Source organism: Kosakonia sp. LAM2021, assembly GCF_016620385.1.
GTDB classification, from domain to species: Bacteria; Pseudomonadota; Gammaproteobacteria; order Enterobacterales; family Enterobacteriaceae; genus Kosakonia; species Kosakonia sacchari.
In genome coordinates this window covers 258,871-285,300 of the sequence record NZ_JAENHT010000003.1, presented here as the reverse complement: position 1 = coordinate 285,300, position 26,430 = coordinate 258,871, and the positions used below count along the sequence as shown (strand labels likewise).

The 26,430-nt window shown below is 53.5% G+C and carries 27 protein-coding genes, 5 tRNA genes and 1 other RNA gene; 10 read left to right on the top strand and 23 right to left on the bottom strand.

All coding sequences use genetic code 11. The annotated features are described in order from the left end of the window. Positions 1–74 precede the first annotated feature (74 nt). The 7 genes from JKP81_RS10160 (at position 75) to gpmA (ending at position 7,130) form a co-directional block, all read left to right on the top strand. Complete coding sequence (locus JKP81_RS10160) at positions 75–995, top strand: DUF2167 domain-containing protein (RefSeq protein ID WP_200551621.1); 921 nt, start codon at positions 75–77, stop codon at positions 993–995. A 3-nt stretch (positions 996–998) separates the two neighbouring features. Next, positions 999–1,694: a site-2 protease family protein gene (locus tag JKP81_RS10155; RefSeq protein WP_025263685.1), complete on the top strand. Its 696-nt coding sequence runs from the start codon at positions 999–1,001 to the stop codon at positions 1,692–1,694. 217 nt (positions 1,695–1,911) lie between these two features. Then, positions 1,912–2,928 (top strand): UDP-glucose 4-epimerase GalE, encoded by a 1,017-nt coding sequence (gene galE / locus JKP81_RS10150; RefSeq protein WP_200551620.1) that lies wholly within the window; start codon positions 1,912–1,914, stop codon positions 2,926–2,928. Positions 2,929–2,938: 10 nt separating this feature from the next. After that, the gene (galT, locus tag JKP81_RS10145; RefSeq protein ID WP_200551619.1) at positions 2,939–3,985 is read left to right on the top strand and encodes a galactose-1-phosphate uridylyltransferase; all 1,047 of its coding nucleotides are present in this window, start codon (positions 2,939–2,941) and stop codon (positions 3,983–3,985) included. Positions 3,986–3,987: 2 nt separating this feature from the next. Then, complete coding sequence (galK, locus tag JKP81_RS10140; RefSeq protein WP_200551618.1) at positions 3,988–5,136, top strand: galactokinase; 1,149 nt, start codon at positions 3,988–3,990, stop codon at positions 5,134–5,136. After that, positions 5,130–6,170, top strand: a complete 1,041-nt coding sequence (gene galM, locus JKP81_RS10135; RefSeq protein ID WP_200551617.1) for a galactose-1-epimerase — start codon at positions 5,130–5,132, stop codon at positions 6,168–6,170. Before galK ends, galM begins: the two co-directional genes overlap by 7 nt. 207 nt (positions 6,171–6,377) lie before the next feature. Next, entirely contained in the window at positions 6,378–7,130 is a 753-nt protein-coding gene (gene gpmA, locus JKP81_RS10130) for a 2,3-diphosphoglycerate-dependent phosphoglycerate mutase (protein ID WP_200551616.1), read from the top strand. A gap of 56 nt (positions 7,131–7,186) precedes the next feature. Here gpmA and aroG read toward each other — a convergent pair whose 3' ends face one another. Continuing rightward, positions 7,187–8,239, bottom strand: coding sequence for a 3-deoxy-7-phosphoheptulonate synthase AroG (gene aroG / locus JKP81_RS10125; RefSeq protein WP_200551615.1), 1,053 nt, complete (start codon positions 8,237–8,239; stop codon positions 7,187–7,189). Between the two features lie 318 nt (positions 8,240–8,557). On the opposite strand from aroG, the gene JKP81_RS10120 reads away from it, so the two are divergent. Continuing rightward, positions 8,558–8,935 carry a YbgS-like family protein gene (locus JKP81_RS10120; RefSeq protein WP_200551722.1) on the top strand — a complete coding sequence of 126 codons (378 nt, stop codon included), beginning with the start codon at positions 8,558–8,560 and terminating at the stop codon, positions 8,933–8,935. Between the two features lie 127 nt (positions 8,936–9,062). Beyond that, a complete protein-coding gene (zitB, locus tag JKP81_RS10115) occupies positions 9,063–9,995 on the top strand; it encodes a CDF family zinc transporter ZitB (protein WP_200551614.1) in 933 nt (310 codons plus the stop codon). On the opposite strand, the gene pnuC is transcribed toward zitB, so the two are convergent. From pnuC to JKP81_RS10015, 20 genes are all read right to left on the bottom strand, one after another. Continuing rightward, complete coding sequence (gene pnuC, locus JKP81_RS10110) at positions 9,992–10,711, bottom strand: nicotinamide riboside transporter PnuC (protein ID WP_200551613.1); 720 nt, start codon at positions 10,709–10,711, stop codon at positions 9,992–9,994. The two genes, zitB and pnuC, sit on opposite strands and share 4 nt — an antisense overlap. A gap of 38 nt (positions 10,712–10,749) precedes the next feature. Continuing rightward, positions 10,750–11,793 (bottom strand): quinolinate synthase NadA, encoded by a 1,044-nt coding sequence (gene nadA / locus JKP81_RS10105; RefSeq protein WP_200551721.1) that lies wholly within the window; start codon positions 11,791–11,793, stop codon positions 10,750–10,752. Positions 11,794–11,970: 177 nt separating this feature from the next. Further along, positions 11,971–12,106: non-coding RNA, RtT sRNA (locus JKP81_RS10100), on the bottom strand. A gap of 93 nt (positions 12,107–12,199) precedes the next feature. Further along, a tRNA-Lys gene (locus tag JKP81_RS10095) sits at positions 12,200–12,275 on the bottom strand. Positions 12,276–12,324: 49 nt separating this feature from the next. Then, positions 12,325–12,400, bottom strand: a tRNA-Lys gene (locus JKP81_RS10090). Positions 12,401–12,536: 136 nt separating this feature from the next. Beyond that, a tRNA-Lys gene (locus JKP81_RS10085) sits at positions 12,537–12,612 on the bottom strand. A gap of 3 nt (positions 12,613–12,615) precedes the next feature. Beyond that, positions 12,616–12,691 (bottom strand) — tRNA-Val (locus tag JKP81_RS10080). A 26-nt stretch (positions 12,692–12,717) separates the two neighbouring features. Next, a tRNA-Lys gene (locus tag JKP81_RS10075) sits at positions 12,718–12,793 on the bottom strand. A 163-nt stretch (positions 12,794–12,956) separates the two neighbouring features. After that, positions 12,957–13,763 (bottom strand): cell division protein CpoB, encoded by an 807-nt coding sequence (cpoB, locus tag JKP81_RS10070; RefSeq protein ID WP_200551612.1) that lies wholly within the window; start codon positions 13,761–13,763, stop codon positions 12,957–12,959. 9 nt (positions 13,764–13,772) lie between these two features. Further along, the gene (pal, locus tag JKP81_RS10065; RefSeq protein ID WP_017455955.1) at positions 13,773–14,285 is read right to left on the bottom strand and encodes a peptidoglycan-associated lipoprotein Pal; all 513 of its coding nucleotides are present in this window, start codon (positions 14,283–14,285) and stop codon (positions 13,773–13,775) included. 33 nt (positions 14,286–14,318) lie between these two features. Then, positions 14,319–15,611 carry a Tol-Pal system beta propeller repeat protein TolB gene (gene tolB / locus JKP81_RS10060; protein ID WP_017455954.1) on the bottom strand — a complete coding sequence of 431 codons (1,293 nt, stop codon included), beginning with the start codon at positions 15,609–15,611 and terminating at the stop codon, positions 14,319–14,321. Positions 15,612–15,738: 127 nt separating this feature from the next. After that, entirely contained in the window at positions 15,739–17,004 is a 1,266-nt protein-coding gene (gene tolA / locus JKP81_RS10055) for a cell envelope integrity protein TolA (protein WP_200551611.1), read from the bottom strand. 39 nt (positions 17,005–17,043) lie between these two features. Continuing rightward, the gene (tolR, locus tag JKP81_RS10050; protein ID WP_017455952.1) at positions 17,044–17,472 is read right to left on the bottom strand and encodes a colicin uptake protein TolR; all 429 of its coding nucleotides are present in this window, start codon (positions 17,470–17,472) and stop codon (positions 17,044–17,046) included. A 3-nt stretch (positions 17,473–17,475) separates the two neighbouring features. Then, positions 17,476–18,168: a Tol-Pal system protein TolQ gene (tolQ, locus tag JKP81_RS10045; protein ID WP_017455951.1), complete on the bottom strand. Its 693-nt coding sequence runs from the start codon at positions 18,166–18,168 to the stop codon at positions 17,476–17,478. Beyond that, positions 18,165–18,569 (bottom strand): tol-pal system-associated acyl-CoA thioesterase, encoded by a 405-nt coding sequence (gene ybgC / locus JKP81_RS10040; protein ID WP_017455950.1) that lies wholly within the window; start codon positions 18,567–18,569, stop codon positions 18,165–18,167. The genes tolQ and ybgC overlap by 4 nt, the downstream gene beginning before the upstream one ends. A gap of 148 nt (positions 18,570–18,717) precedes the next feature. Next, complete coding sequence (ybgE, locus tag JKP81_RS10035; RefSeq protein WP_200551610.1) at positions 18,718–19,011, bottom strand: cyd operon protein YbgE; 294 nt, start codon at positions 19,009–19,011, stop codon at positions 18,718–18,720. Beyond that, complete coding sequence (cydX, locus tag JKP81_RS10030; RefSeq protein WP_004100325.1) at positions 19,011–19,124, bottom strand: cytochrome bd-I oxidase subunit CydX; 114 nt, start codon at positions 19,122–19,124, stop codon at positions 19,011–19,013. The genes ybgE and cydX overlap by 1 nt, the downstream gene beginning before the upstream one ends. Before the next feature lie 14 nt (positions 19,125–19,138). Beyond that, entirely contained in the window at positions 19,139–20,278 is a 1,140-nt protein-coding gene (cydB, locus tag JKP81_RS10025) for a cytochrome d ubiquinol oxidase subunit II (RefSeq protein ID WP_017455948.1), read from the bottom strand. Positions 20,279–20,293: 15 nt separating this feature from the next. Continuing rightward, entirely contained in the window at positions 20,294–21,862 is a 1,569-nt protein-coding gene (cydA, locus tag JKP81_RS10020; protein ID WP_017455947.1) for a cytochrome ubiquinol oxidase subunit I, read from the bottom strand. A gap of 649 nt (positions 21,863–22,511) precedes the next feature. Further along, entirely contained in the window at positions 22,512–23,708 is a 1,197-nt protein-coding gene (locus JKP81_RS10015; RefSeq protein ID WP_200551609.1) for an MFS transporter, read from the bottom strand. 88 nt (positions 23,709–23,796) lie between these two features. Here JKP81_RS10015 and JKP81_RS10010 point away from each other — a divergent pair, with 88 nt between their 5' ends. Then, entirely contained in the window at positions 23,797–24,234 is a 438-nt protein-coding gene (locus JKP81_RS10010; protein ID WP_370568876.1) for a winged helix-turn-helix transcriptional regulator, read from the top strand. 73 nt (positions 24,235–24,307) lie between these two features. Here the strand turns inward: JKP81_RS10010 and sucD are convergent, their stop codons facing one another. After that, a complete protein-coding gene (sucD, locus tag JKP81_RS10005; protein ID WP_017455944.1) occupies positions 24,308–25,177 on the bottom strand; it encodes a succinate--CoA ligase subunit alpha in 870 nt (289 codons plus the stop codon). Beyond that, on the bottom strand, positions 25,177–26,343 hold the full coding sequence (gene sucC / locus JKP81_RS10000) for an ADP-forming succinate--CoA ligase subunit beta (protein ID WP_017455943.1): 1,167 nt from the start codon (positions 26,341–26,343) through the stop codon (positions 25,177–25,179). The genes sucD and sucC overlap by 1 nt, the downstream gene beginning before the upstream one ends. Positions 26,344–26,430 lie beyond the last annotated feature (87 nt).

Here is a 26,430-nt window from a genome sequence, read left to right as displayed (position 1 = left end):
GTCGGCGGCCAGTTTTTGTTATGGCAAGAAAAAAGCCCGTCGATGGACGCCGGGTAAAAAATTACGGGACTATGATGAATCAATTCCTCCGCATGACCCGCGCCGTTTCTCTGGCTGCGTCGCTGTTACTGGGTTTCTGCAGTGTCGCTTTCGCCGATGAGAGTGCGCAAACACCAGCTTCCGGGCAGGAAGCACAATTAAAGCAAGCCGTTGAAAATATGCAGCGTGCCAGTATTCACGGCCCGCATAAAATTGATCTTGGTAATCAGGCGATTCTGAACCTGCCCGAAGGCTTCGCCTATATTCCGTCACAGCAGGCAGCGGTATTTATGCGCGCGCTGGGTAACCATGTTGATAACAACTCTTTTTATGGTCTGGTATTCAGTAATGATATTTCCGGCTTTGTTTCGATTGAATATGCCGACGCCGGTTATATCAAAGATGACGATGCCAAAGACTGGGACGCCGACGAACTGCTGAGTAATTTGCAGGAAGGGACTAAAGCGGGCAATAAAGAGCGTAGCGAAAAAGGTATCCCGCCAATTGAAGTCTTGGGTTGGGTAGAAAAACCTACCTACGAGGCGGCCTCGCATCGCCTGATTTGGTCTGCGGCTATCCGCGATATTGGCAGCAACGTGCCGGAAAAAGAACAGGGTGTTAACTACAACACCTATCTGCTGGGTCGTGAAGGTTATCTGTCGTTAAACCTGGTGACCGATCGCGGCACCGTTGAGCAGGAAAAACCGCTCGCCAAAACGTTACTCAATGCCGTGACCTTTAACGACGGCAAAAAATACAGCGATTTTAATGCTTCTACCGACAAGATTGCCGAATATGGCCTCGCGGCGCTGATTGGCGGCCTGGCGGCGAAAAAACTGGGTCTGCTGGCGCTTATCGGTGTGACGCTGCTGAAGTTCTGGAAACTTGGCCTAATCGCCGTGGCGGCATTCGGCATGGGTGTGAAAAAAATGCTGTTTCGCAAAAAAGCCGAGTAAACCATGAGCATGCTCTTGCTGCTGCTTAAAGGGGCAAGCCTCGGGAAGTTTTTCCTTTCCGGGGCCACCATGCTGCTGTCGATCGCTACCTATGCGCTCGCCTTCGGCTGGCCGTATGCGACGGGGTTTGTGGTGCTGCTGTTTTGCCATGAGCTGGGGCACTATCTGGCGGCGCGTCAACGCGGGTTAGCGACGGGATTACCGATGTTTATCCCCTTCGTGGGTGCCTGGATCGCGTTGAAAGATGAGCTGCCAGATGCGGAAACCGAAGCCTGGGTCGGTATTGCCGGCCCGCTGCTCGGCTCGCTTGCCGCCCTCGGTTGCTACTATCTGGCGGAGTATTTCCACAGTTCACTACTGATGGCGGTAGCCTATTCAGGTTTTGTACTTAATCTGTTTAACCTGATCCCCGTACCGCCGCTGGATGGCGGGCGCATTACGGTCGCCATCTCGCGCAAGATCTGGTATCTGGGCATTCCCGTACTGCTGGGTTTCTTTTACCTTCACCCGAGTCCGCTGTTACTGCTGGTGTGCTTTCTCGCGGCATCACAAATCTGGGCGCGGCGCCATGATCAACCGAATCTCGACACACTGACCCCTGGCAAACGTCTGGAATATACGCTTTTGTACTTCGGGCTGATTGCCTGGCTCTCCCTGATGACTTATAACCTCCACGAGGCGTTATCCGGCTTTCGCTGATGCCGCCTGCGTTGCTGCACCGCAGTGACATCATTTTTAAGACTTTTTACTTGCGTCAGACGAACCCCGCTATTGCGGGGTTTTTCTGGCGCTTACCCCGCAAACTGGCTAGCAGAAAACTGAGTGTAAACGATTCCACTAATTTATCCCATGTCACAGTTTTCACCTCTCTGTTATGCTAAGGTTTGTTCATATCAAATGCTTTATGGAGGGAAATATGCGAGTTCTGGTTACAGGTGGTAGCGGTTACATTGGAAGTCATACCTGCGTGCAACTGCTGCAAAACGGCCACGACGTTATCATCCTCGACAATCTCTGTAACAGTAAGCGCAGCGTGCTCAATGAGATCGAGCGTTTTGGCGGAAAAAGCGCGCTGTTCGTCGAAGGCGACATTCGCGATGAAGCGCTGCTTGCAGAGATCCTGCACGATCATGCCATTGAAGCGGTGATTCACTTCGCCGGGCTGAAAGCCGTTGGCGAATCCGTCGCGAAGCCGCTGGAATATTACGACAACAACGTTAACGGTACGCTGCGCCTGATTAACGCAATGCGCGCCGCGAACGTTAAAAACTTCATTTTCAGCTCATCTGCCACCGTTTACGGCGACCAGCCGAAAATCCCTTATGTGGAAAGCTTCCCGACCGGCACGCCGCAAAGCCCCTACGGCAAAAGCAAACTAATGGTGGAACAGATCCTCACCGACCTGCAAAAAGCGCAGCCGGAGTGGAGCATTGCGCTGCTGCGCTACTTCAACCCGGTTGGCGCGCATCCGTCAGGCGATATGGGCGAAGATCCGCAGGGCATCCCGAACAACCTGATGCCATATATCGCCCAGGTTGCCGTTGGCCGCCGCGATTCGCTGGCGATTTTTGGCAGTGATTATCCGACACCAGACGGCACCGGCGTGCGTGATTATATCCACGTGATGGATCTGGCAGACGGTCATGTCGCCGCCATGCAACAACTGGCCGGTAAACCAGGTGTGCATATTTATAACCTCGGCGCGGGCGTCGGCAGCAGCGTGCTGGATGTGGTGAACGCCTTCAGTAAAGCCTGTGGCAAACCGGTAGCCTGGCACTACGCGCCGCGCCGCGAGGGCGATCTCCCGGCCTACTGGGCCGATGCCAGCAAAGCGGATAAGGAACTGAACTGGCGCGTAACCCGTACGCTTGACGAAATGGCAGAAGATACCTGGCGCTGGCAGTCACGCCACCCGCAAGGCTATCCCGATTAAAGGAATGGTAATGACGCAATTTAATCCGGTCGATCACCCGCATCGCCGCTACAACCCGCTGACCGGCCAGTGGATACTGGTTTCACCGCACCGCGCAAAACGCCCCTGGCAAGGGGCGCAAGAGACGCCTGCGAAACAAACCCTGCCGGCGCACGATCCGGACTGTTTCCTCTGCCCGGGCAATACCCGCGTAACCGGGGATAAAAACCCGGATTACACCAGCACTTATGTGTTCACCAACGACTTCGCCGCGTTGATGACCGACACGCCGGACGCGCCGGTGAGCGACGATCCGCTGATGCGCAGCCAGAGTGCGCGCGGCACCAGCCGGGTGATCTGTTTCTCGCCGGATCACAGCAAAACGCTGCCTGAACTGAGCGTCGATGCGCTGGAATCCGTGGTAAAAACCTGGCAACAGCAAACCGCTGAGCTGGGTCAGCAGTACCCGTGGGTACAGGTATTTGAAAACAAAGGTGCGGCGATGGGTTGTTCCAACCCGCACCCGCACGGGCAAGTCTGGGCCAACAGCTTCCTGCCGAATGAAGTGGATCGTGAAGATCGCCTGCAACGCGACTATTTCGCTCAGTATCAGTCCCCTATGCTGCTGGACTACGCAACGCGCGAGCTGAACGATGGCAGCCGTACCGTGGTGGAAACAGAACACTGGCTGGGTGTGGTTCCCTACTGGGCAGCGTGGCCGTTTGAAACCTTGCTGCTGCCGAAAGCGCATGTACAACGCATCACCGATTTAAGCGATGAACAGCGCCGCGATTTAGCGCTGGCATTGAAAAAACTGACCAGCCGTTATGACAATCTATTCCAGTGCTCGTTCCCCTACTCGATGGGCTGGCACGGCGCACCGTTTAACAGCGAAGAGAATGACCACTGGCAACTGCACGCGCATTTCTACCCGCCGCTGCTGCGTTCCGCCACGGTGCGTAAATTTATGGTCGGCTATGAAATGCTGGCCGAAACCCAGCGTGACCTGACAGCAGAACAAGCCGCCGAACGTCTGCGCGCGGTCAGTGATATCCATTTTCGCGAATCCGGAGAATAACAATGAGTCTGAAAGAGAACACACAATCCCTGTTTGCTGAAAAATTCGGCTACCCTGCCACCCACACAATCCAGGCACCTGGTCGCGTGAATCTGATTGGCGAACACACCGACTATAACGACGGTTTTGTTCTGCCGTGCGCCATTGATTACCAGACGGTGATCAGCTGCGCCCCGCGTACTGATCGCATCGTTAGGGTGATCGCTGCCGATTATGACAACCAGAGCGATGAGTTCTCACTGGATGCGCCAATTGTGACCCATGACAGCCAGCAGTGGTCGAACTATGTGCGCGGCGTGGTGAAACATCTGCAAAAACGCGATGCCAGTTTTGGCGGCGCGGATCTGGTCATCAGCGGCAATGTGCCGCAGGGCGCTGGCCTGAGCTCTTCTGCCTCGCTGGAAGTGGCGGTCGGAACCGTGTTCCAGCAGCTTTATCATCTGCCGCTGGACGGCGCGCAAATTGCCCTCAATGGTCAGGAAGCGGAAAACCAGTTTGTCGGCTGTAACTGCGGCATCATGGATCAGCTTATCTCGGCGCTGGGCAAAAAAGGCAGCGCGCTGCTGATCGATTGCCGCTCGCTGGGCACCAAAGCGGTGTCGATGCCGGAAGGCGTGGCGATCGTCATCATCAACAGTAACTTTAAACGCACCCTGGTTGGCAGTGAGTACAACACCCGCCGCGAGCAGTGTGAAACTGGCGCGCGCTTCTTCCAGCAAAAAGCGCTGCGCGATGTCAGCATCGACCAGTTCAATGCGGTGGCGCATGAGCTGGATCCGCTGGTTGCCAAACGCGTACGCCACGTGCTGACCGAAAACACCCGTACCGTGGAAGCTGCGGCTGCGCTGGAGAAAGGCGATCTGCAGCGTATGAGCGTGCTGATGGCTGAATCCCATGCGTCAATGCGTGATGATTTTGAAATTACCGTCCCGCAGATTGATACGCTGGTCGAGATTGTCAAAGCGACAATCGGTGACCAGGGCGGAGTGCGCATGACCGGCGGCGGTTTCGGCGGTTGCATCGTCGCGCTGATGCCAGAAAACCTCGTACCGGCAGTCAAAAAGGCTGTTGAGAGCCAGTACGAAGCGAAAACCGGTATCAAAGAAACCTTCTATGTTTGCAAACCTTCACAGGGAGCAGGACAGTGCTAAACGAAGCTTCTGCAGCAGCCCCGGACGGGCTGCCCTTTCGCCTGATCACCCTGCGCAATAGCGCCGGGATGGTGGTGACATTGATGGACTGGGGCGCGACGCTGTTATCCGCGCGTGTGCCGTTAAAAGATGGTTCCGTGCGTGAAGCGCTGCTGGGCTGCGCCACGCCGGAACACTACCTGCAACAGACGGCGTATCTGGGCGCGTCGGTGGGCCGTTACGCCAACCGTATCGCCAAAAGCCGTTTCACGCTGGATGGCCACACCTATACGTTGACGCCAAGCCAGGGTGAAAACCAGCTGCATGGCGGCCCGGAAGGGTTCGACAAACGGCGCTGGTTGATAGAGCGGCAGAATGATAACGAAGTGGTCTTCGTCCTGAATTCAGCGGATGGCGATCAGGGATTCCCCGGAAACGTTCATACCCGCGCGCATTTCCGCCTCGGCGACGATAACCGACTTGCCATTGAATACCGGGCAACGACCGATAAACCGTGCCCGGTCAATCTGACTAACCACGCTTATTTTAACCTTGATGGTGATCAGTCGGATGTTCGCAACCACACGTTGCAACTGCTGGCGGATGCTTATTTGCCGGTCGATGAGATGGGCATTCCGACAGACGGGTTGAAAGATGTTGAGCGGACCAGTTTTGATTTCCGTGCCCCGAAAACCGTAGCGCAGGATTTTCTGGCCGAGGACGATCAGCGCGTGGTGAAAGGTTACGACCATGCGTTTTTATTGCAGGCAAAAGGCGACGTCAGTCAACCCGCCGCGCAGTTGTGGTCTGCGGACAAACAGCTGCAAATGACGGTGTATACCAGCGCGCCTGCGCTCCAGTTCTATTCCGGTAATTATCTGGAAGGAACGCCAGCGCGCGGCGGCAAAACCTATAACGCGTGGCAAGGCCTGGCGCTGGAGAGCGAGTTTTTGCCCGACAGCCCGAACCGCCCGGATTTCCCGCAGCCGGACTGCTTCTTACTGCCTGGCGACGTTTATGTCAGCCTGGCGGAATACCACTTTATTGCGCAGTAAATCCCCCGCCCTCCTTCCGGAGGGCTTTTTTTACCCGTTTTGCTGAAATATGCGCCACTTATCGACAAAACCATAACCCCTGATTCACAAGCACCTTACACTCGGCGGCTATTTTCGCTATGGTTATGGGTAACCGTTGCCGGGAGCACCTTTACGGCAATATAATGAGAATTGTTATCATTCAATCAGGCTCACAGGAGTAAGTGTATGGCTGTTACTAAGCTGGTTCTGGTTCGTCATGGCGAAAGCCAGTGGAACAACGAAAACCGCTTCACCGGTTGGTACGATGTTGATCTGTCCGAAAAAGGCGTTGGCGAAGCAAAAGCGGCAGGCAAACTGCTGAAAGAGGAAGGCTACAGCTTCGATTTTGCTTATACCTCTGTGCTGAAACGTGCCATCCATACGCTGTGGAACGTGCTGGACGAGCTGGATCAGGCGTGGTTGCCGGTAGAGAAAAGCTGGAAACTCAACGAGCGTCATTACGGTGCGCTGCAGGGTCTGAACAAAGCTGAAACCGCTGAAAAATACGGTGACGAGCAAGTTAAACAGTGGCGTCGCGGCTTTGCTGTCACTCCGCCAGCGCTGACCAAAGATGACGAACGTTTCCCGGGCCACGATCCACGCTACGCGAAACTGACCGATACCGAGCTGCCGCAGACTGAAAGCCTGGCGCTGACCATCGATCGCGTCATTCCTTACTGGAACGACACCATTCTGCCGCGCCTGAAAAGCGGTGAGCGCGTGATCATCGCCGCTCACGGTAACTCCCTGCGCGCGCTGGTGAAATACCTCGATAACATGAGCGAAGAAGAGATCCTCGAGCTGAACATCCCGACTGGTGTACCGCTGGTCTATGAGTTCGACGAAAACTTCAAACCGCTGAAACACTACTACCTGGGTAACGCGGACGAGATCGCCGCGAAAGCTGCTGCGGTAGCAAACCAGGGTAAAGCGAAGTAAGTTTTCGCCCATAAAAAAAGCGTGGAACTTTCCACGCTTTTTTATTTTTGCAACCGTTAACTGCGTCGCGCTTTTACTGCCGCCGCGAGCTGGCGTAAAAGCGTTTCGGTATCGTCCCAACCGATGCAGGCGTCGGTAACGCTTTTACCGTACACCAGCGGCTCACCGCTCTCCAGGCTCTGGTTGCCTTCCACCAGATGGCTTTCAATCATCACACCGATAATGGCTTTTTCACCACCGGCGATCTGCTGGCACACATCCGCGCCCACTTCCATCTGTTTCTTGAACTGTTTGCTGGAGTTAGCATGACTGAAGTCGATCATCACCTGCGGCTCCAGGCCAGCTTTCTGCAGGCCGACTTTTACTTCTGCGACATGCTTCGCGCTGTAGTTTGGCTCTTTACCGCCGCGCAGGATAATGTGGCAATCACCGTTACCGGCGGTGTTCACAATGGCGGAGTGGCCCCATTTGGTGACGGACAAGAAGCAGTGCGGCGCACCTGCGGCGTTGATCGCGTCAATGGCGACTTTAATGGTGCCGTCGGTGCCGTTTTTGAACCCCACCGGGCATGAGAGGCCGGAAGCCAGCTCACGATGCACCTGCGATTCCGTCGTACGCGCGCCAATCGCTCCCCAGCTCATCAGATCGGCCATGTATTGCGGGGTGATCATATCGAGGAATTCCCCCGCCGCCGGTAAACCGCTGTCATTGATTTCCAACAGCAGCTTACGCGCAATACGCAAACCGTCATTAATCTGGAAGCTGTTATCCATGTGCGGATCGTTAATCAGCCCTTTCCAGCCCACCGTGGTACGCGGTTTTTCAAAGTAAACGCGCATAACGATTTCTAAATCGTCTTTAAGTTCTTCGCGCAATGCCAGCAGACGCGCAGCGTACTCTTTTGCCGCCGCAGGATCGTGAATGGAACACGGCCCGATAACCACCAGCAGACGATCGTCATTTCCGCGCAGGATCTTATGAATCGCTTTGCGGGCATGCGAGACCGTATTTGCGGCGGTTTCAGTGGCGGGGAATTTTTCAAGGAGTGCTACAGGAGGTAATAACTCATTGATCTCTTTAATACGTAAATCGTCGTTCTGATAATTCATGTTCGTTCCAGTCTGGCCATACTTTTTTTGATGAATGCAATATTTCCAATCTATCTCGTCAGCGACGAAGTGTAAACGCGATTTTACACTTCGCCCGGATAATTCCTGGAATAGGGCCAAATCGCGTTAAAAAGTAGCGGGTGGCGATATCAGGGCTACACTTTTTAACTGTTAACACTTCTATTTTTCATTTTATCGCTATTCCATGCTGCTATATCGCACATGAATGGCATCTTTAACCACTGAGCGTGATAATTCGTTCGCGCTGCTTTTACCGCCCTCAGCGGCGGTAAAAACGACCGGAACAGGAGCATCATGATGAAAATGAATAAATTAGCGACACTATTACTGACGACGACGCTGACTTTCGCAGGTGGCGCAGCCTATGCGGCCGACGCAGCATCCTCCAGTGACAGTAATGGCGATGCCAATGCCGCAGCGGCTGCTGGTCAACCGGCATCGGACGCAAAACAGAATGTTGCGCCAAACAACGTGGATAACAGCCAAATCAACAGCGGTAGCTTGAATACCAACTCGACCACTCAACACAACTCCAGGCAGCAGATGAGCAAAGATGAGGTGCATAAAAACACCATGTGTAAAGATGGCCGCTGCCCGGATGTGAATAAAAAGGTTGAAACCGAAAGCGGTAACAACCATAGCGTTGATAAGAAAACCGATGGCACAACCCAGTAAGATTCGGTGCATTACATATCAGGGAGAGCTTCGGCTCTCCTTACTTTTTTCTGCCCGATCTCTCCCGCACAGCGAAAAATCTGCAATGATGTAAGGCGTTAAAATAATTACAAGGAACGACCCGTCCATGGCGCATTCACACTCGCACACTCCCGCAGATGCCAACGCCCGCCGTCTGCTGCTGGCGTTTATCGTTACCGCCGTTTTTATGGTTATCGAAGTGGTCGGCGGCCTGATTTCCGGCTCTCTGGCGCTGATTGCCGATGCCGGCCATATGCTGACGGACGCCGCCGCGCTGCTTTTTGCGTTATTAGCGGTCTATTTTGCGCGCCAGCCACCCAGCACTCACCGTACATTTGGCTGGCTGCGTCTGACCACGCTTGCAGCATTCATCAATGCGCTGGCGCTGGTGCTGATTACCGTGTGGATTGTCTGGGAAGCGATTCAGCGTTTCTCTCATCCGCAGCCCGTTGCAGGCTTAACCATGATGGTAATTGCGATAGCCGGGCTTGTGGCTAATGTGCTGGCGTTCTGGTTACTGCACCGGGGGAGCGAAGAGAAGAACCTGAATGTCCGCGCCGCCGCGCTGCATGTGCTGGGCGACTTACTCGGTTCTGTGGGTGCCATCGCTGCGGCACTGGTGATTTTGTTCACCGGCTGGACACCGATTGACCCGATACTCTCAGTGCTGGTTTCCGCGCTGGTGTTACGTAGCGCCTGGCGACTAATGAAAGAAAGCGTTAACGAGCTGCTGGAAGGTGCGCCGGGCTCAATGGATATTGGCGCGTTGCAGCGCCATCTGCGACGCGCTATCCCGGAGGTGCGTGATGTTCACCACGTGCATGTCTGGCTGGTCGGCGAAAAACCGCTCATGACGTTGCATGTGCAGGTGATCCCTCCGCGCGACCATGACAAGCTACTTGGCGAGATCCACCACTTTCTGGCACATCATTATGAGATTGAGCATGCGACGGTGCAGATGGAGTACCAGCCCTGTAGCGGGCCAGACTGCCATCTGGGCGAGATGCAGCCTGACCATCACCATTCACACTCGCATTAATGCGAAAGCGCGTGAGAACCCCGCTCACGCGCGCTATTAATCCACATCCTGCTGCCATTAAGGGCGATAAAGGTCAGGATCAGATACTCCAGCGACATCGCCCAGACACCCTGAAGCGCGAAGATCACCACGCTTATCACATTAATCACCACCCATAGCAGCCAGTTCTCAACGTATTTGCGTGTCATCAGAATCATCGCCACGATGGAGAGCACCATCATGCTGGAATCCCAGAACGGGAACGCATCGGGCTGCAATTGCGGCATGACCACGTTCAGCCCCAACGCTTGCATGACGGCAACGGCGATTTTCGTCAGAAAGGCGAAGACCGGATCTATAAAGAAGGTCATCAAGCCAATCGCCACCACACATACCGCTAACCAGCTCATCGCTTTGGGTAACGGTAGCCAGCGGATTTGCAATTCAGCTTCATTCTGCGAGGTTTGCCGTGACCAGGCATACCAGCCATAAATGTTGGCGGCAAAGAAAAACAGCTGCAGCAGTAAGCTGGCATACAGCTGGATCTGGAAGAAAATAATCGCAAACAGCGTCACGTTGATCAGACCAAACGCGTAATTACTGATCTTCTCAAGGCTGGCGAGCCAGATGCACAATAAACCGGCCAGTGTGCCTGTGGCTTCAATCCATGAAAGATCGTACCCACCGGTGCCAATCGGGATATGCACCAGGATGTTCTGTGTACTAAAAAAATCCATTCTTTCCCCACAGCGTATTGCTACGCATTGATTATTCACTAAGAACGTAGTGTAGCCGCAAAATCGAGCATACGGTTAAGCGGCAGCAGCGCGCCTTCACGCAGCGCAGCATCAACGTGGATTTCATGCTCCGCGCCACCGTTTTCCAGGCTTTCAGCGATCGCTTTCAGACCGTTCATCGCCATCCACGGGCAGTGCGCGCAGCTGCGGCACGTTGCTCCCTCACCTGCGGTAGGCGCTTCCAGCAACTCTTTTTCCGGCACAGCCTGCTGCATTTTATAAAAGATACCGCGATCGGTCGCGACGATAAGCTGCTTATTTGGCAGTGTTTTTGCTGCTGCGATAAGCTGGCTGGTTGAGCCGACAGCATCGGCCAGATTCACGACTGCCTGCGGCGATTCAGGATGCACGAGGATGGCAGCATCAGGATAGAGCGCTTTCATGCGCGTCAGTGCTTGCGTTTTGAATTCATCATGCACGATGCACGCGCCCTGCCAGCACAGCACATCCGCGCCGGTCTGTTTTTGTACATAGTTACCGAGATGGCGATCCGGAGCCCAGATAATTTTCTCGCCAAGGCTGTCGAGATGCTCAATTAACTCCACCGCGATGCTTGAGGTCACAACCCAGTCGGCACGCGCTTTCACGGCCGCAGAGGTGTTGGCGTAAACCACCACGGTACGATCCGGGTGCGCATCACAAAAGGCGCTGAACTCCTCGATCGGACAGCCGAGATCAAGCGAGCATTCCGCATGCAATGTCGGCATCAGGATGGTTTTTTCCGGGCTGAGGATTTTGGCCGTTTCCCCCATAAAACGTACGCCTGCTACCAGCAGCGTTGAGGCGGAATGTCTGGCACCAAAACGCGCCATCTCCAGCGAATCAGAGATACAACCGCCCGTCTCTTCCGCCAGTTGCTGAATTTCCGGGTCGGTATAGTAGTGCGCAACCATCACCGCATCTCGCTCTTTGAGCAAGCGCTTGATTTTCTCGCGGTAAAACTGCTTCTCATGCAGGTTTAGCGGTGTGGGTTTGGGCGGGAACGGATAGATTGCGGTTTCAGGATCAAACATTACGCTCATCATGCTTACTCGTTTTGCTTGCTTAACTTAATTACCAGAACAACGCAAATGCGTGACGTCATTAGCGCACCGGTGTTTTATATACTAAACAAGATAGCTGATTGGACAAAAAATGTCGTGGAGAATTTTTGTGGAATAGCAGATAGCAAAAAAGCGCCGCCAGCGCCATTTTTACATTGGTGGGTCGTGCAGGATGACTCGCTTCGCTCGCCCTTCGGGTCGTCGCCGCAGACGGCTCCGTTGTCTCACTCCGTTCGACTCGAACCTACTGCAGAGTTACTCGTCTCATCCTGAGACTCGCCCTGCGGGCCAACGCTGCGCGTTGTTCAAAATTGTTCCCGACAATTTTGTCGAATCTTCAACCAAGGCAGATAGCAAAAAAGCGCCGCCAGCGCCGTTTTTACATTGGTGGGTCGTGCAGGATTCGAACCTGCGACCAATTGATTAAAAGTCAACTGCTCTACCAACTGAGCTAACGACCCCTTTCGGGACTGTTCTTCGAAGTTAACCGGCGCCAATGTGATGTTAAATTGGTGGGTCGTGCAGGATTCGAACCTGCGACCAATTGATTAAAAGTCAACTGCTCTACCAACTGAGCTAACGACCCATACGGGTAGCAACTTCGAAGACAATTTTTTGTGACCACATTGAGTGGTTGATCGTGCAGGATGGCTCGCTTTTAGCCGGACGCTGCTGACGCAACGTTATCCTTCACGTTTAACACCATCGTATGGATGTTAAATTGGTGGGTCGTGCAGGATTCGAACCTGCGACCAATTGATTAAAAGTCAACTGCTCTACCAACTGAGCTAACGACCCGAGTGGTGGGTGATGACGGGATCGAACCGCCGACCCCCTCCTTGTAAGGGAGGTGCTCTCCCAGCTGAGCTAATCACCCGATACTGCGCTGGATACTACTTTAAGTGGTGGGTCGTGCAGGATTCGAACCTGCGACCAATTGATTAAAAGTCAACTGCTCTACCAACTGAGCTAACGACCCACTTTTGCGCTGCTTCTGGTTGTGTGATATCCCTTGGCAACGGCGGCATATATTACTGATTTAAGAATTGAGCGCAACAACAATTTCGATGAATATCACTTAACTGCTTATGATTCATGCGACAAGACCAGAAAAAGCTCGATTTCTGGTCATGTGCTATGCATTACATCGAACCAAGACGTTTTTGCGCTTGTTTCGCGCCTTCGGTACCAGGGTATTTACTGACCACCTGCTGGTAAACCGCCTTCGCTTTTGCTGTATCTCCTTTGTCTTGCATAATCACACCGACTTTGTACATAGCGTCTGGCGCTTTAGGCGATTTTGGGAAATTTTTCACAACAGAAGCGAAATAATAAGCAGCATCGTCTTTTTTACCCTTGTTGTAATTCAACTGACCAAGCCAGTAGTTGGCATTCGGTATGTAGGTTGAATCAGGATACTTTTTGACGAAATTCTGGAATGCGGCAATCGCTTCATCCTGGTGGGATTTATCCTGCACCAGCGCAACCGCAGCATTGTAATCGGTATTGGCATCACCGCTTTGTACGGGCGCGCCAGTGTTTGCCGCCCCCGCGTTGGCACCAGAATCCGCTGCCGGAGTCTGCGTTGCCGCACCGCTCTGATCGCCGGACGTCTGCTGCGTCTGCCCCGCCGCACCGCCACTGCTAAGATTGCCTATCTGCTGCAAAATTTGCTGTTGGCGTTCAACCACCTGGTTCAATTGATACTGATTTTCCTGGATTTGCCCACGAAGCGTATCAATATCGGCCTGATTATCGGAGAGTTGTTGCTGGAGTTGAGTTAAAAGCTGGCTGTGAGCATTGGAAATACGCTCGAGTTGAGTGACACGGTCTTCGACCGAGCCTGAGCCGACACTACTGATTGGCGCCTGAGCATTAGCGGCCCAGGGGGCCGCTATGCCAACCAGTAACGACAGACTCAACAGATGATGTCTGAAGTTACTGCTCATGCAATTCTCTTAGTAAACCAGTACGGCGCGACGGTTTTTAGCGTAAGCCGCTTCGTCGTGACCCAGTACTGCAGGTTTTTCTTTACCGTAAGAAACGATGGAGATCTGGTCAGCGGAAACGCCTTTACCCTGCAGGTACATTTTAACGGCGTTAGCACGACGTTCGCCCAGGGAGATGTTGTATTCCGGAGTACCACGTTCGTCAGCGTGACCTTCTACGGTGACTTTGTAGGACGGGTTGCTACGCAGGAAGTTAGCGTGAGCATCCAGCATCGCTGCGAAGTCAGAACGGATGTCATACTTGTCCAGATCGAAGTAAACAATGTTGTTCTGCTGCAGCTGTTGCATTTGCAGACGCGCTTGTTCTTCGGAGGACATGTTGCCACTACCGTTCATGCCAGTGCCAGCACCCATCATGCCTTCGCCGCTCTGGTCGCTTGCATTCTTGTGAGAAGAACATGCAGCGATCGCCATTACAGGCAGAGCCAGCATCAGGCCTTTCAGCACTTTATTCAGTTGCATTTCTTTGATTCCTTTATAATCAATTATTTATTATTACAGATACGGTGACCAGGCAGGGAATTTAACCTGTCCATCAGTCGCCGGAATACGCGCTTTGAAACGCCCATCTGTAGAAACCAGATTCAGCACGGATCCCATCCCCTGAGAAGAGCTGTAGATTACCATTGTGCCGTTAGGTGCCAGACTTGGCGTTTCATCCAGGAACGTTGACGTCAGAACCTGTACGCCACCCGCTTCCAGATCTTGTTTAGCGATGTGCTGCTGACCACCGTCAGAGCTAACCATCACCATAAATTTGCCGTCGCTGCTGATATCCGCATCCTGGTTCTGCGAACCCTGCCACGAGATACGCTGTGCTGCGCCGCCATTAATGCCTACTTTATAAACCTGCGGACGCCCAGCCTGGTCAGAGGTGAAAGCCAGAGTCTGGCTATCCGGGAACCAGGTCGGTTCCGTGTTGTTGCTGCGGCCATCGGTGACCTGGCGGATCTGGCCAGAGCCGATGTCCATGACGTAAATGTTCAGGCTACCGGTTTTCGACAGTGCGAACGCCAGTTTAGAACCATCCGGTGAGAACGCCGGCGCGCCGTTGTGACGCGGGAACGAAGCAACCTGACGAACACTGCCGTTAGCCAGAGTCTGGATAACCAGCGCAGAACGACCACTTTCAAACGTCACGTACGCCAGTTTGGAGCCGTCTGGTGACCATGCCGGAGACATCAGCGGCTGCGGAGATTTATGCACCAGGAACTGGTTGTAACCATCGTAGTCGGAAACGCGCAGTTCATATGGGAACTGGCTGTTAGCGGTCTGCACAACATAAGCGATACGGGTACGGAACGCGCCTTTAATGCCTGTCAGTTTTTGGAATACTTCGTCACTGGCAGCGTGAGCGGCGTAACGTAGCCACTGTTTGTTCACTTTAAAGGAGTTCTGCGCCAGTACGGTTCCCGGTGCACCACCGGTATCCACCAGTTGGTAAGCGACATTGTAGCTGCCGTCAGGATTCGGGGTCACCTGGCCGACAACCACCGCGTCAATACCCAGTGCTGACCATGCGGCTGGCTGTACTTCCTGAGCGCTGCCAGGTTGCTGCGGCAGACGTGAACGGTCGAGTGGATTGAATTTGCCGCTGTTGCGCAGATCCGCAGCAACGATACCGCCAGCATCCTCAGGCGCAGCGCCAGGGCCACCCCACTGGAAAGGCACGACGCCGATCGGGCGTGCCGAGTCCACCCCCTGGGTGATCTCGATACGTACTTCTGCGTGCAGCACAGCTGCCCACAGCATCAGAAAACCAAATGCAACACGTAATGCCTGCTTCATCATATCTCCCTTATCCGGGCGGAAAACCCGCGATAATTTAGCAGAATTTTAACAAACTCAATAGACAATACTACCAATGCCCAATGTCAACCGTAGCTGCTGATCTACCCTTGTAAAGGAAAGATCATTACAGTTTGAAGTCTAATTTGGCATCTTTTACTTGTTCATAAACAGCCTGGCTCGGCGGTTTAGGAATTCTGGCCGTTTTAGCAGCAGTCAATGCCGCCTGACATAAGGCAGGGTCGCCACCTTCCGAAGTAATATCACGCAGCGTTCCATCCGGTCCGAGATTAATATGCAGAACGCAAGACTTACCACGGTACAAATCGGATCCGTAAAGGCGGCTTTCAATCGCGACCTGGATTTGTTTTGCATACGCACTAATATCCGTACCAGTTGCACCACCCTTCGCGCCAGATTGGCCCGAATCTTTTGCTGGCTGACCATTCCCTTTCGCTCCACCACCCGTTTTCGGTGCATTCTTACCGGAGCTTAAATCGCCAAACAGATCGTCAACGCCAGCGGCATCAGCTTTCTCCGCAGCGGCTTTCTTGGCTGCTGCGGCCTTCTCTGCAGCCGCTTTTTTGTCGGCTGCCGCTTTTGCCGCTGCGGCTTTCTTCTCTGCAGCCGCTTTTTCAGCCGCTGCTTTCTCGGCAGCAGCCTTTTCAGCGGCGGCCTTCTCGGCTGCTGCGGCTTTCTCCGCTGCCGCTTTTTCTGCGGCGGCTTGTTTAGCCGCTTCAGCCTGCGCTTTCTTCGCAGCTTCGGCTTCCGCTTTTTTCTTCGCATCGGCAGCCGCTTTGGCCGCTTCCGCTTCGGCTTTTTTCTGTGCGTCTGCGGCAGCTTTAGCGGCTTCGGCTTCCGCTTTTTTCTGTGCGTCAGCAGCGGCTTTCTTCGCCGCTTCTTCCGCTGCTTTTGCCTGCGCGTCCGCTTTTGCTTTTGCGTCAGCTGCGGCTTTCGCGGCAGCCTCTTCAGCTTGTTTCTGCTGCTGTTGAGCCTGTTTTGCCGCCTCTTCCGCTTTTTTCTGCTGCTCAGCCTGTTCGCGCGCCGCTTCCTGCGCCTGCAAACGCTCCTGCTCCAGCTGTTTTAAATGCTCCTGTTCGGCAGCCTGCTTTTCACGCAGCTCTTCCGCTTGCTGTTGCGCCTGTTTTTCACGCTGCTCTTTAGCGCGCTGCGCACTGGCTTGCTGCTGCTGTTGGCGATTGTAATTTTCCACCACAGCGCCCGGATCGACCATCACCGCATCAATCGCAGAGCCACCGCCACCGCCTGAAGAAGCATCAATATGCTCATCAAACGAGCTCCAGATCAGCAGCGCCACAAGGATTACGTGCAGCACAGCTGAAATGATTATTGCTCGCTTAAGCTTGTCGTTTTGTACGGTTGCCTTTGACACTCTCGGTTCCCAAAAACTGTCCGCCTGTTAAGCCGGTGATCAGATAGGCTGCGTCATCAAGCCGACTGATTTCACACCCGCGCTATGTAACAGGTTCAGCGCTTTAATGATTTCATCGTACGGCACATCTTTCGCCCCGCCGATTAAGAACACGGTTTTCGGATTGGATTGCAGGCGACGCTGCGCCTCCGCAATCACCTGCTCCGGCGGCAGTTGATCCATACGATCTTTTTCCACCACCACGCTGTATTGTCCGACACCGGAAACCTCAATAATGACCGGAGGATCGTCATTGGTGCTGACGGTTTGCGACTGTGTCGCATCCGGCAGATCAACCTCTACGCTTTGCGTAATGATCGGTGCCGTCGCCATAAAGATCAGCAGCAGCACCAACAACACGTCCAGCAACGGTACGATGTTGATTTCAGACTTGAGGTCACGACGGCCCCGTCCACGCGATCTGGCCATGGCTTACTCCTTGTTACTGTCGCTGCTGGCAAATGCCTGGCGATGCAGAATAGCCGTGAACTCTTCCATAAAGTTGTCGTAATTCAGTTCCAGTTTGTTCACGCGCTGGTTCAGTCGGTTGTAAGCCATAACCGCTGGAATGGCAGCAAACAGACCGATAGCTGTTGCGATCAACGCTTCGGCGATACCTGGCGCAACCATTTGCAACGTCGCCTGCTTCACCGCACCCAGCGCGATAAAGGCGTGCATGATCCCCCATACCGTACCGAACAGGCCGATATACGGACTGATAGAACCCACGGTACCAAGGAAAGGAATATGGTTTTCCAGGGTTTCCAGCTCGCGGTTCATCGAAATACGCATCGCCCTTGATGCCCCTTCAACAATTGCTTCTGGCGCATGGCTGTTAGCGCGGTGCAGGCGGGCAAACTCTTTGAAACCGCTATAAAAGATTTGTTCTGAGCCGCTTAGATTATCGCGGCGTCCCTGGCTTTCCTGATACAAACGAGACAGTTCGATGCCGGACCAAAACTTGTCTTCGAAGGCTTCCGCTTCGCGCCCTGCTGCGTTGAGGATGCGCGTTCTCTGGATGATGATTGCCCAGGATGCGATAGAAAAACCAATCAAAATCAACATGATAAGTTTGACCAGAAGGCTAGCCTTCAGGAACAAATCAAGGATGTTCATGTCAGTCACTGCTTAAACTCCGCGACAATAGACTTGGGAAGCGCACGAGGCTTCATTAAGAGTGGATCAACACAGACAATCAGCACTTCAGCTTCGTTCAGCACTTTATTCTCTGCGTTGACAATCCGCTGCGAGAAAACCATCGAGGTTCCGCGCATTGATGTAACTTCCGTTTGGACTTCGAGCATGTCGTCGAGTCTGGCGGGTGCAAAATACTCCAGCGTCATTTTGCGTACCACGAATGCAACGCGCTCAGCCAACAAAACCTGTTGGCTAAAGTGATGGTGGCGCAGCATCTCAGTGCGGGCTCTTTCATAAAAAGCAACGTAGCTGGCGTGGTAAACCATGCCACCGGCATCGGTATCTTCGTAATAGACCCGAACCGGCCATCGAAACAGCGTTGTATTCACTTTACATCCCGGTAATGCAAAAAAAGTTAGAGCTTTTAAACTTCGCTACTATACGCGCGGGCAAGATGCTTTGGAATGGGTTGAGGTAAACGGAGAGTAAAAATTTATGGGCTTTTGCAAGCCCATGAGGATAGCGGATATTTCTTATTCAAAAGAAGAAAAAAACAAGCCCCGCAAGCATTACCAGGAAAGCAACTGGTGGGCAGAAAAAACCCTGCCAGTGAAGCGCGCGCGGGCGAAAGCCAACACCGTGCACAACACCGGCACACACCGCCCACATTAATAACAGCCCGTGCCAAATCTCCAGCTCGCTGGTTTTGGCCGCGAAACGGGAGGGATCCCAGAAGATACAGCCTGCCAGCAGTAATGCCATGATTAAGGAAAGGGCCCTTAACGGGCCCTTATCCATTACCGCATACAATTTTGCGATAATTTTATCCATCAGTGTTCTTCTTTCCCGGCTTTGGTCGCTTCAACATGTTCCAGCGCCAGCGCGGTAATCACTCCGAAAGCACAGGCAAGAAGCGTTCCTAAAATCCATGCGAAATACCACATATTCTGCTCCTTACTTAGTACATAGAGTGGGTATTGCTTTCAATGTGCTCTTTGGTGATGCGACCAAACATTTTCCAGTAACACCAGGTGGTGTACAGCAAAATGATCGGCACGAAGACCAGCGCCACATACGTCATCAGGTTCAGCGTCAACTGAGTCGATGTTGCATCCCACATGGTCAGGCTTGCTTTCAGCATAGTGCTTGACGGCATGATGAACGGGAACATCGCGATACCAGCAGTCAGGATGATGCACGCCAGCGTCAGTGAAGAGAACACGAACGCCCACGCGGCTTTATCCAGACGCGCGGTCAGCACGGTCAGCAGTGGCAACACCACGCCCAGCGCCGGCACCAGCCACAGCACAGGCATGTTGTTGAAGTTAGTCAGCCAGGCACCCGCCTGTACCGCAACTTCTTTGGTCAACGGGTTAGACGCGGCGTGATGATCCATAACAGAAGTCACCACGTAACCGTCGATACCGTAAACCACCCACACGCCAGCCAGTGCGAAGCAAACCAGCGTAACCAACGCAGCAATCTGCACCGTGGCACGAGCACGCAGATGCAGTTCGCCAACGGTACGCATTTGCAGGTAAGTCGCGCCCTGGGTCAGGATCATCGCCACGCTCACCACGCCGGCCAACAGACCAAACGGGTTCAGTAACTGGAAGAAGTTACCGGTGTAGAACAGGCGCATATCATTATCGAGATGGAACGGCACGCCCTGCAACAGGTTGCCGAATGCCACACCAATCACCAACGGCGGAACAAAGCTGCCGATGAAGATGCCCCAGTCCCACATGCCGCGCCAGCGCATATCTTCAATCTTCGAACGGTAGTCAAAACCAACCGGACGGAAGAACAGGGAAGCCAGCACCAGGATCATCGCCACATAAAAACCGGAGAACGCGGCAGCGTAAACCATCGGCCAGGCGGCAAACAGCGCGCCACCGGCGGTGATCAGCCAAACCTGGTTACCGTCCCAGTGCGGCGCGATGGAGTTAATCATCACGCGGCGTTCGGTGTCGCTACGACCCAGCACGCGGGTCAGCATACCCACGCCCATGTCGAAGCCGTCGGTGACCGCAAAACCAATCAGCAGAATGCCAACCAGCAGCCACCAGATAAAACGTAATATTTCATAATCAATCATTTGACGACTCCTGTCTTAGCGTGCCGGCTGAGAAGCCACGGTGGACTGCTCGTAGTGATAGCGACCTGTTTTCAGACTGCTCGGCCCAAGGCGAGCAAATTTGAACATCAGGAACACTTCCGCCACCATAAACAGCGTATAAAGGCCGCAAATCAGAATCATGGAGAACAGCAGATCGCCAACGGTCAGCGATGAGTTCGCAACTGCGGTCGGCAGCACTTCACCAATCGCCCACGGCTGACGGCCGTACTCTGCAACAAACCAGCCCGCTTCAATAGCAATCCACGGCAGCGGGATGCCATACAGCGCAGCGCGCAGCAGCCATTTTTTCTCACCGATGCGGTTACGAATCACGGTCCAGAAAGAGGCACCGATAATCAGCAGCATCAGCACGCCAGCGGCCACCATCAAGCGGAATGCGAAGTACAGCGGTGCAACGCGTGGGATGGAGTCTTTGGTCGCTTGCTTGATCTGCGCTTCTGTCGCGTCAGCCACATTCGGCGTATAGCGTTTCAGCAGCAGGCCATAACCAAGATCTTTTTTGATGTTATTGAACTGGTCACGAATGGCCTGATCGGTAGAGCCTGCGCGCAGTTGCTCCAGCAACTGATACGCTTTCATACCGTTACGGATGCGCTCTTCGTGCTGCACCATCAGATCTTTAAGACCAATGACCGGCGTATCAACAGAACGGGTCGCGATGATGCCCAGCGCGTATGGGATCTGAATAGCAAATTTGTTCTCTTGCTTATCCTGGTCCGGCACGCCAAACAGGGTAAACGCCGCCGGTGCAGGCTGAGTTTCCCATTCGGCTTCAATCGCAGCCAGTTTGGTTTTTTGCACGTCGCCCATTTCGTAGCCGGATTCATCACCCAGCACAATAACAGACAGCACCGCAGCCATACCGAAGCTAGCAGCGATAGCAAAAGAGCGTTTAGCAAAGGCGATGTCGCGCCCGCGCAGCAGGTAGTAGGAGCTGATGCCAAGGATAAAGATCGCGCCACAGGTGTAACCAGACGCCACAGTGTGAACGAATTTCACCTGCGCAACCGGGTTAAGCACCAGCTCAGCGAAGCTCACCATCTCCATGCGCATGGTTTCAAAGTTGAAATCAGAAGCAATCGGGTTTTGCATCCAGCCGTTTGCGACCAGAATCCACAGTGCGGACAAGTTGGAGCCAAGAGCCACCAGCCAGGTCACTGCCATGTGCTGCACTTTGCCCAGACGATCCCAACCGAAGAAAAACAGACCTACAAACGTAGACTCGAGGAAGAAGGCCATCAGACCTTCAATGGCCAGCGGCGCACCGAAGATATCCCCAACATAATGGGAATAGTAAGACCAGTTAGTCCCGAACTGGAACTCCATCGTCAGACCGGTAGCCACGCCCAGTGCGAAGTTGATACCAAACAACTTGCCCCAGAACTTGGTCATATCTTTATAAATCTGTTTGCCGGAGAGGACGTAGACCGTTTCCATAATTGCCAGCAGGAACGCCATACCGAGCGTCAGTGGCACAAACAGAAAGTGGTACATCGCGGTCAAGGCAAACTGTAAGCGCGACAGTTCGACTATATCTAACATTATGACTCCTTGCTCATCGCATGAAGACTCCGAGAGTAAACCCCGTTAGCGAAGGTTCACACGCATGCCCCAATACAAAATTGCTGCACTGTTTTATTCACATCACATAAAGCGTGACAATGAATGAAAAAAGTTACAACCAGGTTAATAAAAAACTCGAATTGATCTCACGCATATATTACTCCGCAAAACCCTTACAATAAAAAGGTTTTTATTGAGTTAGTTTTACGTTTTTCGACAGTGATCAATTTATAGCGAATTTACCACTTTTGCACCAATTTGATCGGCGACAATTTAACGACTTTCAGCATCTTTTCCAAGCTTTTAAATATTGATTTAAATCAATTTTATTCAGCCTTGTTAATTTTGTAACCGGTGTATAATCACAGTAAAAACATTGTTAATAGCATGTTCATTTTAACGCCATCAATGGTTATCAATCGGCGAGTAACGATAAATAATGGCGACTTTATTTAACGTTTAGCATTCATCTAAAAAATGAGACACTCGTTACATCTAAAGGGGGGCGTAAAATTAAAGCGGGTGATTATCTTGTTTATTTTACAATTATTTCACTTCCACGATTATCATACTTAACACCGCGCAGTGATTATTCGTTATATTTCCTGCACACTAATACCCTTTTATTTTATAGGTTATTACTGAAAAGCATCCAGCGCCGGGTTGTAACCCAGACAATAAGCGCCAACAACGTCACTGCTGCGCCAAGCAAGCAAACGCCCTGCCAGCCGAAAACAGCGTAAACCGCCGTCGTTGCCATAGCCCCCAACCCGCTGCCGAGGGCGTAAAACAGCATATACAACGCCACCAGTCTGCCGTGCTGCGATGTGGCGGTACGCAAAATCAGGCTCTGATTTGTCACATGCAATGCCTGACCACCAAGATCGAGCAAAACAATGCCGAGAATAAACAACACCAGAGAGTGTTGTAGCTGTGACAGCGGCCACCAGGCCAGCAACAGCACGAGGAGCGCCAGCAAACTTGTGCGCTGCGCATTGCCGCGATCTACTTCGCGCCCGGCTTTTGACGCTACCAGCGCGCCCGCAACACCCGCAAGGGCAAACAAGCCAATTGCCGTATGGGAGAAACCAAACGGTGCCGTGCTTAACGGCAGCACCATTGCGCTCCAGAAAATGTTAAAAGCGGCAAACATCAGCAAAGCCAATACGCCGCGGACTTGCAGTACGCGATCCGTGCGTAACAGCCCCAGCATTGAGCCCATCAAACGTAACCGGCTGACAGAAATCATCGTGCTGCGCATCACAGGTAACCGCCGCCAGAGCAGCAGCAATAACACCATCATCAGCGATGCCGAGACGCCATAAACCGCGCGCCAGCCCGCTAAATCGCTAATAACACCGGCAAAAACTCGTGCTAACAGCAGGCCGATAAAAACGCCGCCTTGCGCCGCGCCCACTACCCTGCCCCGCTCTTGTTCGTTAGCGATACTGGCCGCACTGGCAATCAATCCTTGTGTCATCGCCGTGCCCAGTAACCCTGTCGCCAGCATACCGACAAGCAACACAGTTGCCGATTGCGCCAGCGCGACAACGGCGAGCGCAACCACCAGCGCCAGCAACTGCACCAATAATAACCGGCGTCGCTCAACAACATCGCCCAATGGTACCAACAACAATAAGGCCAGCGCCGATCCCACTTGTGTAGCCGTCACCACGCCGCCAACAACCGCCTGGCTGATAGCAAAGCTCTGCGCCAGTGCATCCAGCAGCGGCTGCGCGTAATAGACATTCGCCACACATAAACCACTGGCTACCGCGAACAATGCGATGACACCGCGCGGCGTTGCCTGTGCGCTTTTATTCATATTCGATCCTGGTTGCAAAACAAAACTAGTTGAAGGGTAGATAAACCAGTTTTAAAATGCAACCAAAATGACAAATCGGAGATTCGCCGTGCAACTAAATACTCAACCTTGCCCCGTCGCACGTTCTGTCGATTTGATTGGCGATCGCTGGGCACTCCTTATCGTGCGTGACGCTTTTGATGGTGCGCGCCGTTTTGGCGATTTTCAGCGTGGCCTTGGCGTCGCGCGCAACATTCTTACCGACAGGCTACGCAAACTGGTGGAAGCGGGCATTTTCACCACCCAGCCGGCATCAGACGGCACGGCGTATCAGGAGTATGTGCTGACCAAAAGAGGCGAGTCGTTGTTTCCGGTCGTCGTGGCGCTACGCCAGTGGGGCGAACAGCATCTTTTCGCGCCGAACGAGCCGCATTCCGTGTTGATTGATAGTCAAAGCGGTGAAGCCATTGCGCCAATGCAACCGCAGGCGGCAGACGGGCGTATCCTGAGTGCGGCAAACACGCAGGTACGTAAACTGCAGCCATAAAAAAGGCCGCTACGGGAGCGGCCAACCATGTCGAAAGGATACTTGCTCCCCTACATGGAGGAGCAATGAGGTTTTATTTGATAACAGATTTCAGCGCTTCGCCAATGTCGGCCAGGCTGCGAACGGTTTTCACGCCCGCCGCTTCCAGAGCAGCGAATTTCTCATCCGCGGTGCCTTTACCACCGGCAATAATGGCGCCAGCGTGGCCCATACGTTTGCCTTTTGGCGCGGTCACGCCAGCGATATAACCCACCACCGGTTTGGTCACGTGATCTTTGATATACGCTGCCGCTTCTTCTTCCGCGCTGCCGCCGATCTCACCGATCATGACAATCGCTTCAGTCTGCGGATCTTCCTGGAACAGCTTCAGGATATCGATAAAGTTTGAACCCGGGATCGGATCACCACCGATGCCCACACAGGTGGACTGGCCGAAACCGTAATCCGTGGTCTGCTTAACCGCTTCATAGGTCAGCGTACCGGAACGGGAAACAATACCAACTTTACCAGGCTGATGAATGTGGCCAGGCATGATACCGATTTTGCACTCGCCTGGGGTGATAACACCTGGGCAGTTCGGGCCAATCATGCGCACGCCAGCTTCGTCCAGCTTCACTTTCACCGTCAGCATATCCAGCGTCGGAATACCTTCAGTAATGGTGATAATCAGTTTAATGCCCGCATCGATGGCTTCGAGGATCGAGTCTTTGCAGAACGGTGCCGGAACATAGATAACGGTAGCCGTCGCGCCAGTTGCTTCAACCGCTTCGCGCACGGTATTAAACACCGGCAGACCGAGGTGCGTGGTGCCACCTTTGCCCGGCGTAACGCCGCCAACCATCTGCGTACCATAGGCAATTGCCTGCTCAGAGTGGAAAGTCCCCTGGCTTCCGGTGAAGCCCTGGCAGATAACTTTGGTGTTCTTATCAATCAAAACAGACATTATTTCCCCTCCACTGCGGCAACAACCTGCTGCGCTGCATCCGTCAGACTTTTTGCTGCAATAATATTCAGGCCGCTGTCCGCCAGGCGTTTCGCGCCCAGTTCAGCATTGTTACCTTCCAGGCGTACAACCACCGGTACGTTAACACCCACTTCTTCTACCGCGCCGATGATACCGTCAGCGATCAGGTCGCAACGCACGATACCGCCGAAGATGTTAACCAGCACCGCTTTCACGTTCTCATCGGAAAGGATAATTTTGAACGCTTCGGTCACGCGCTCTTTGGTCGCGCCGCCGCCCACATCCAGGAAGTTTGCCGGCTCGCCGCCGTGCAGTTTCACGATGTCCATGGTGCCCATCGCCAGACCTGCGCCGTTGACCATACAACCGATGTTGCCATCCAGCGCAACATAGTTCAGTTCCCAGTGTGCTGCCTGCGCTTCGCGCGGATCTTCCTGCGACTGGTCGCGCATTTCGCGCAGTTCAGGCTGGCGGAACAGGGCGTTGCCATCAGCGCCCAGTTTGCCGTCGAGGCAGATCAGGTCGCCCTGTTTGGTGATAACCAGCGGGTTGATTTCAATCAGCGCCAGATCGCGCTCAAGGAAAATGGTCGCCAGCCCCATGAAAATTTTGGTGAATTGCTGAACCTGCTTGCCTTCCAGACCCAGTTTAAACGCCAGGTCGCGCCCCTGATACGGCATCGGGCCGGTCAGCGGATCAATGGTGGTTTTGTGGATCAGATGCGGGGTTTCTTCCGCGACTTTCTCGATTTCCACGCCACCTTCGGTGGAGGCCATGAACACGACACGGCGGGAGCTACGGTCAACCACCGCGCCCAGATACAGCTCTTTGTCGATATCGGTCGCCGCTTCAACCAGGATCTGGTTTACCGGCTGGCCGTTCGCGTCTGTTTGGTAGGTCACCAGGCGTTTGCCCAGCCAGTTTTCCGCGAAGGCGCGAATATCTTCTTTGCTGTTGACGACTTTTACGCCGCCCGCTTTACCACGGCCGCCTGCATGGACCTGGCATTTTACCACCCACGGGCCTGCGCCGATTTTGGATGCCGCTTCTTCTGCTTCACGCGGGGTAGTACAGGCGTAACCAACCGGAGTCGGCAGACCTGACCGGGCAAACAGTTGTTTCGCCTGATACTCGTGTAAGTTCATGTGTTCTATCCATCCTTCATTTAATTTGTCACGCCGGATGACGGCCTACAAAGCAGGTGTTCGTTATAGTGGCCCGGCAACGGACGT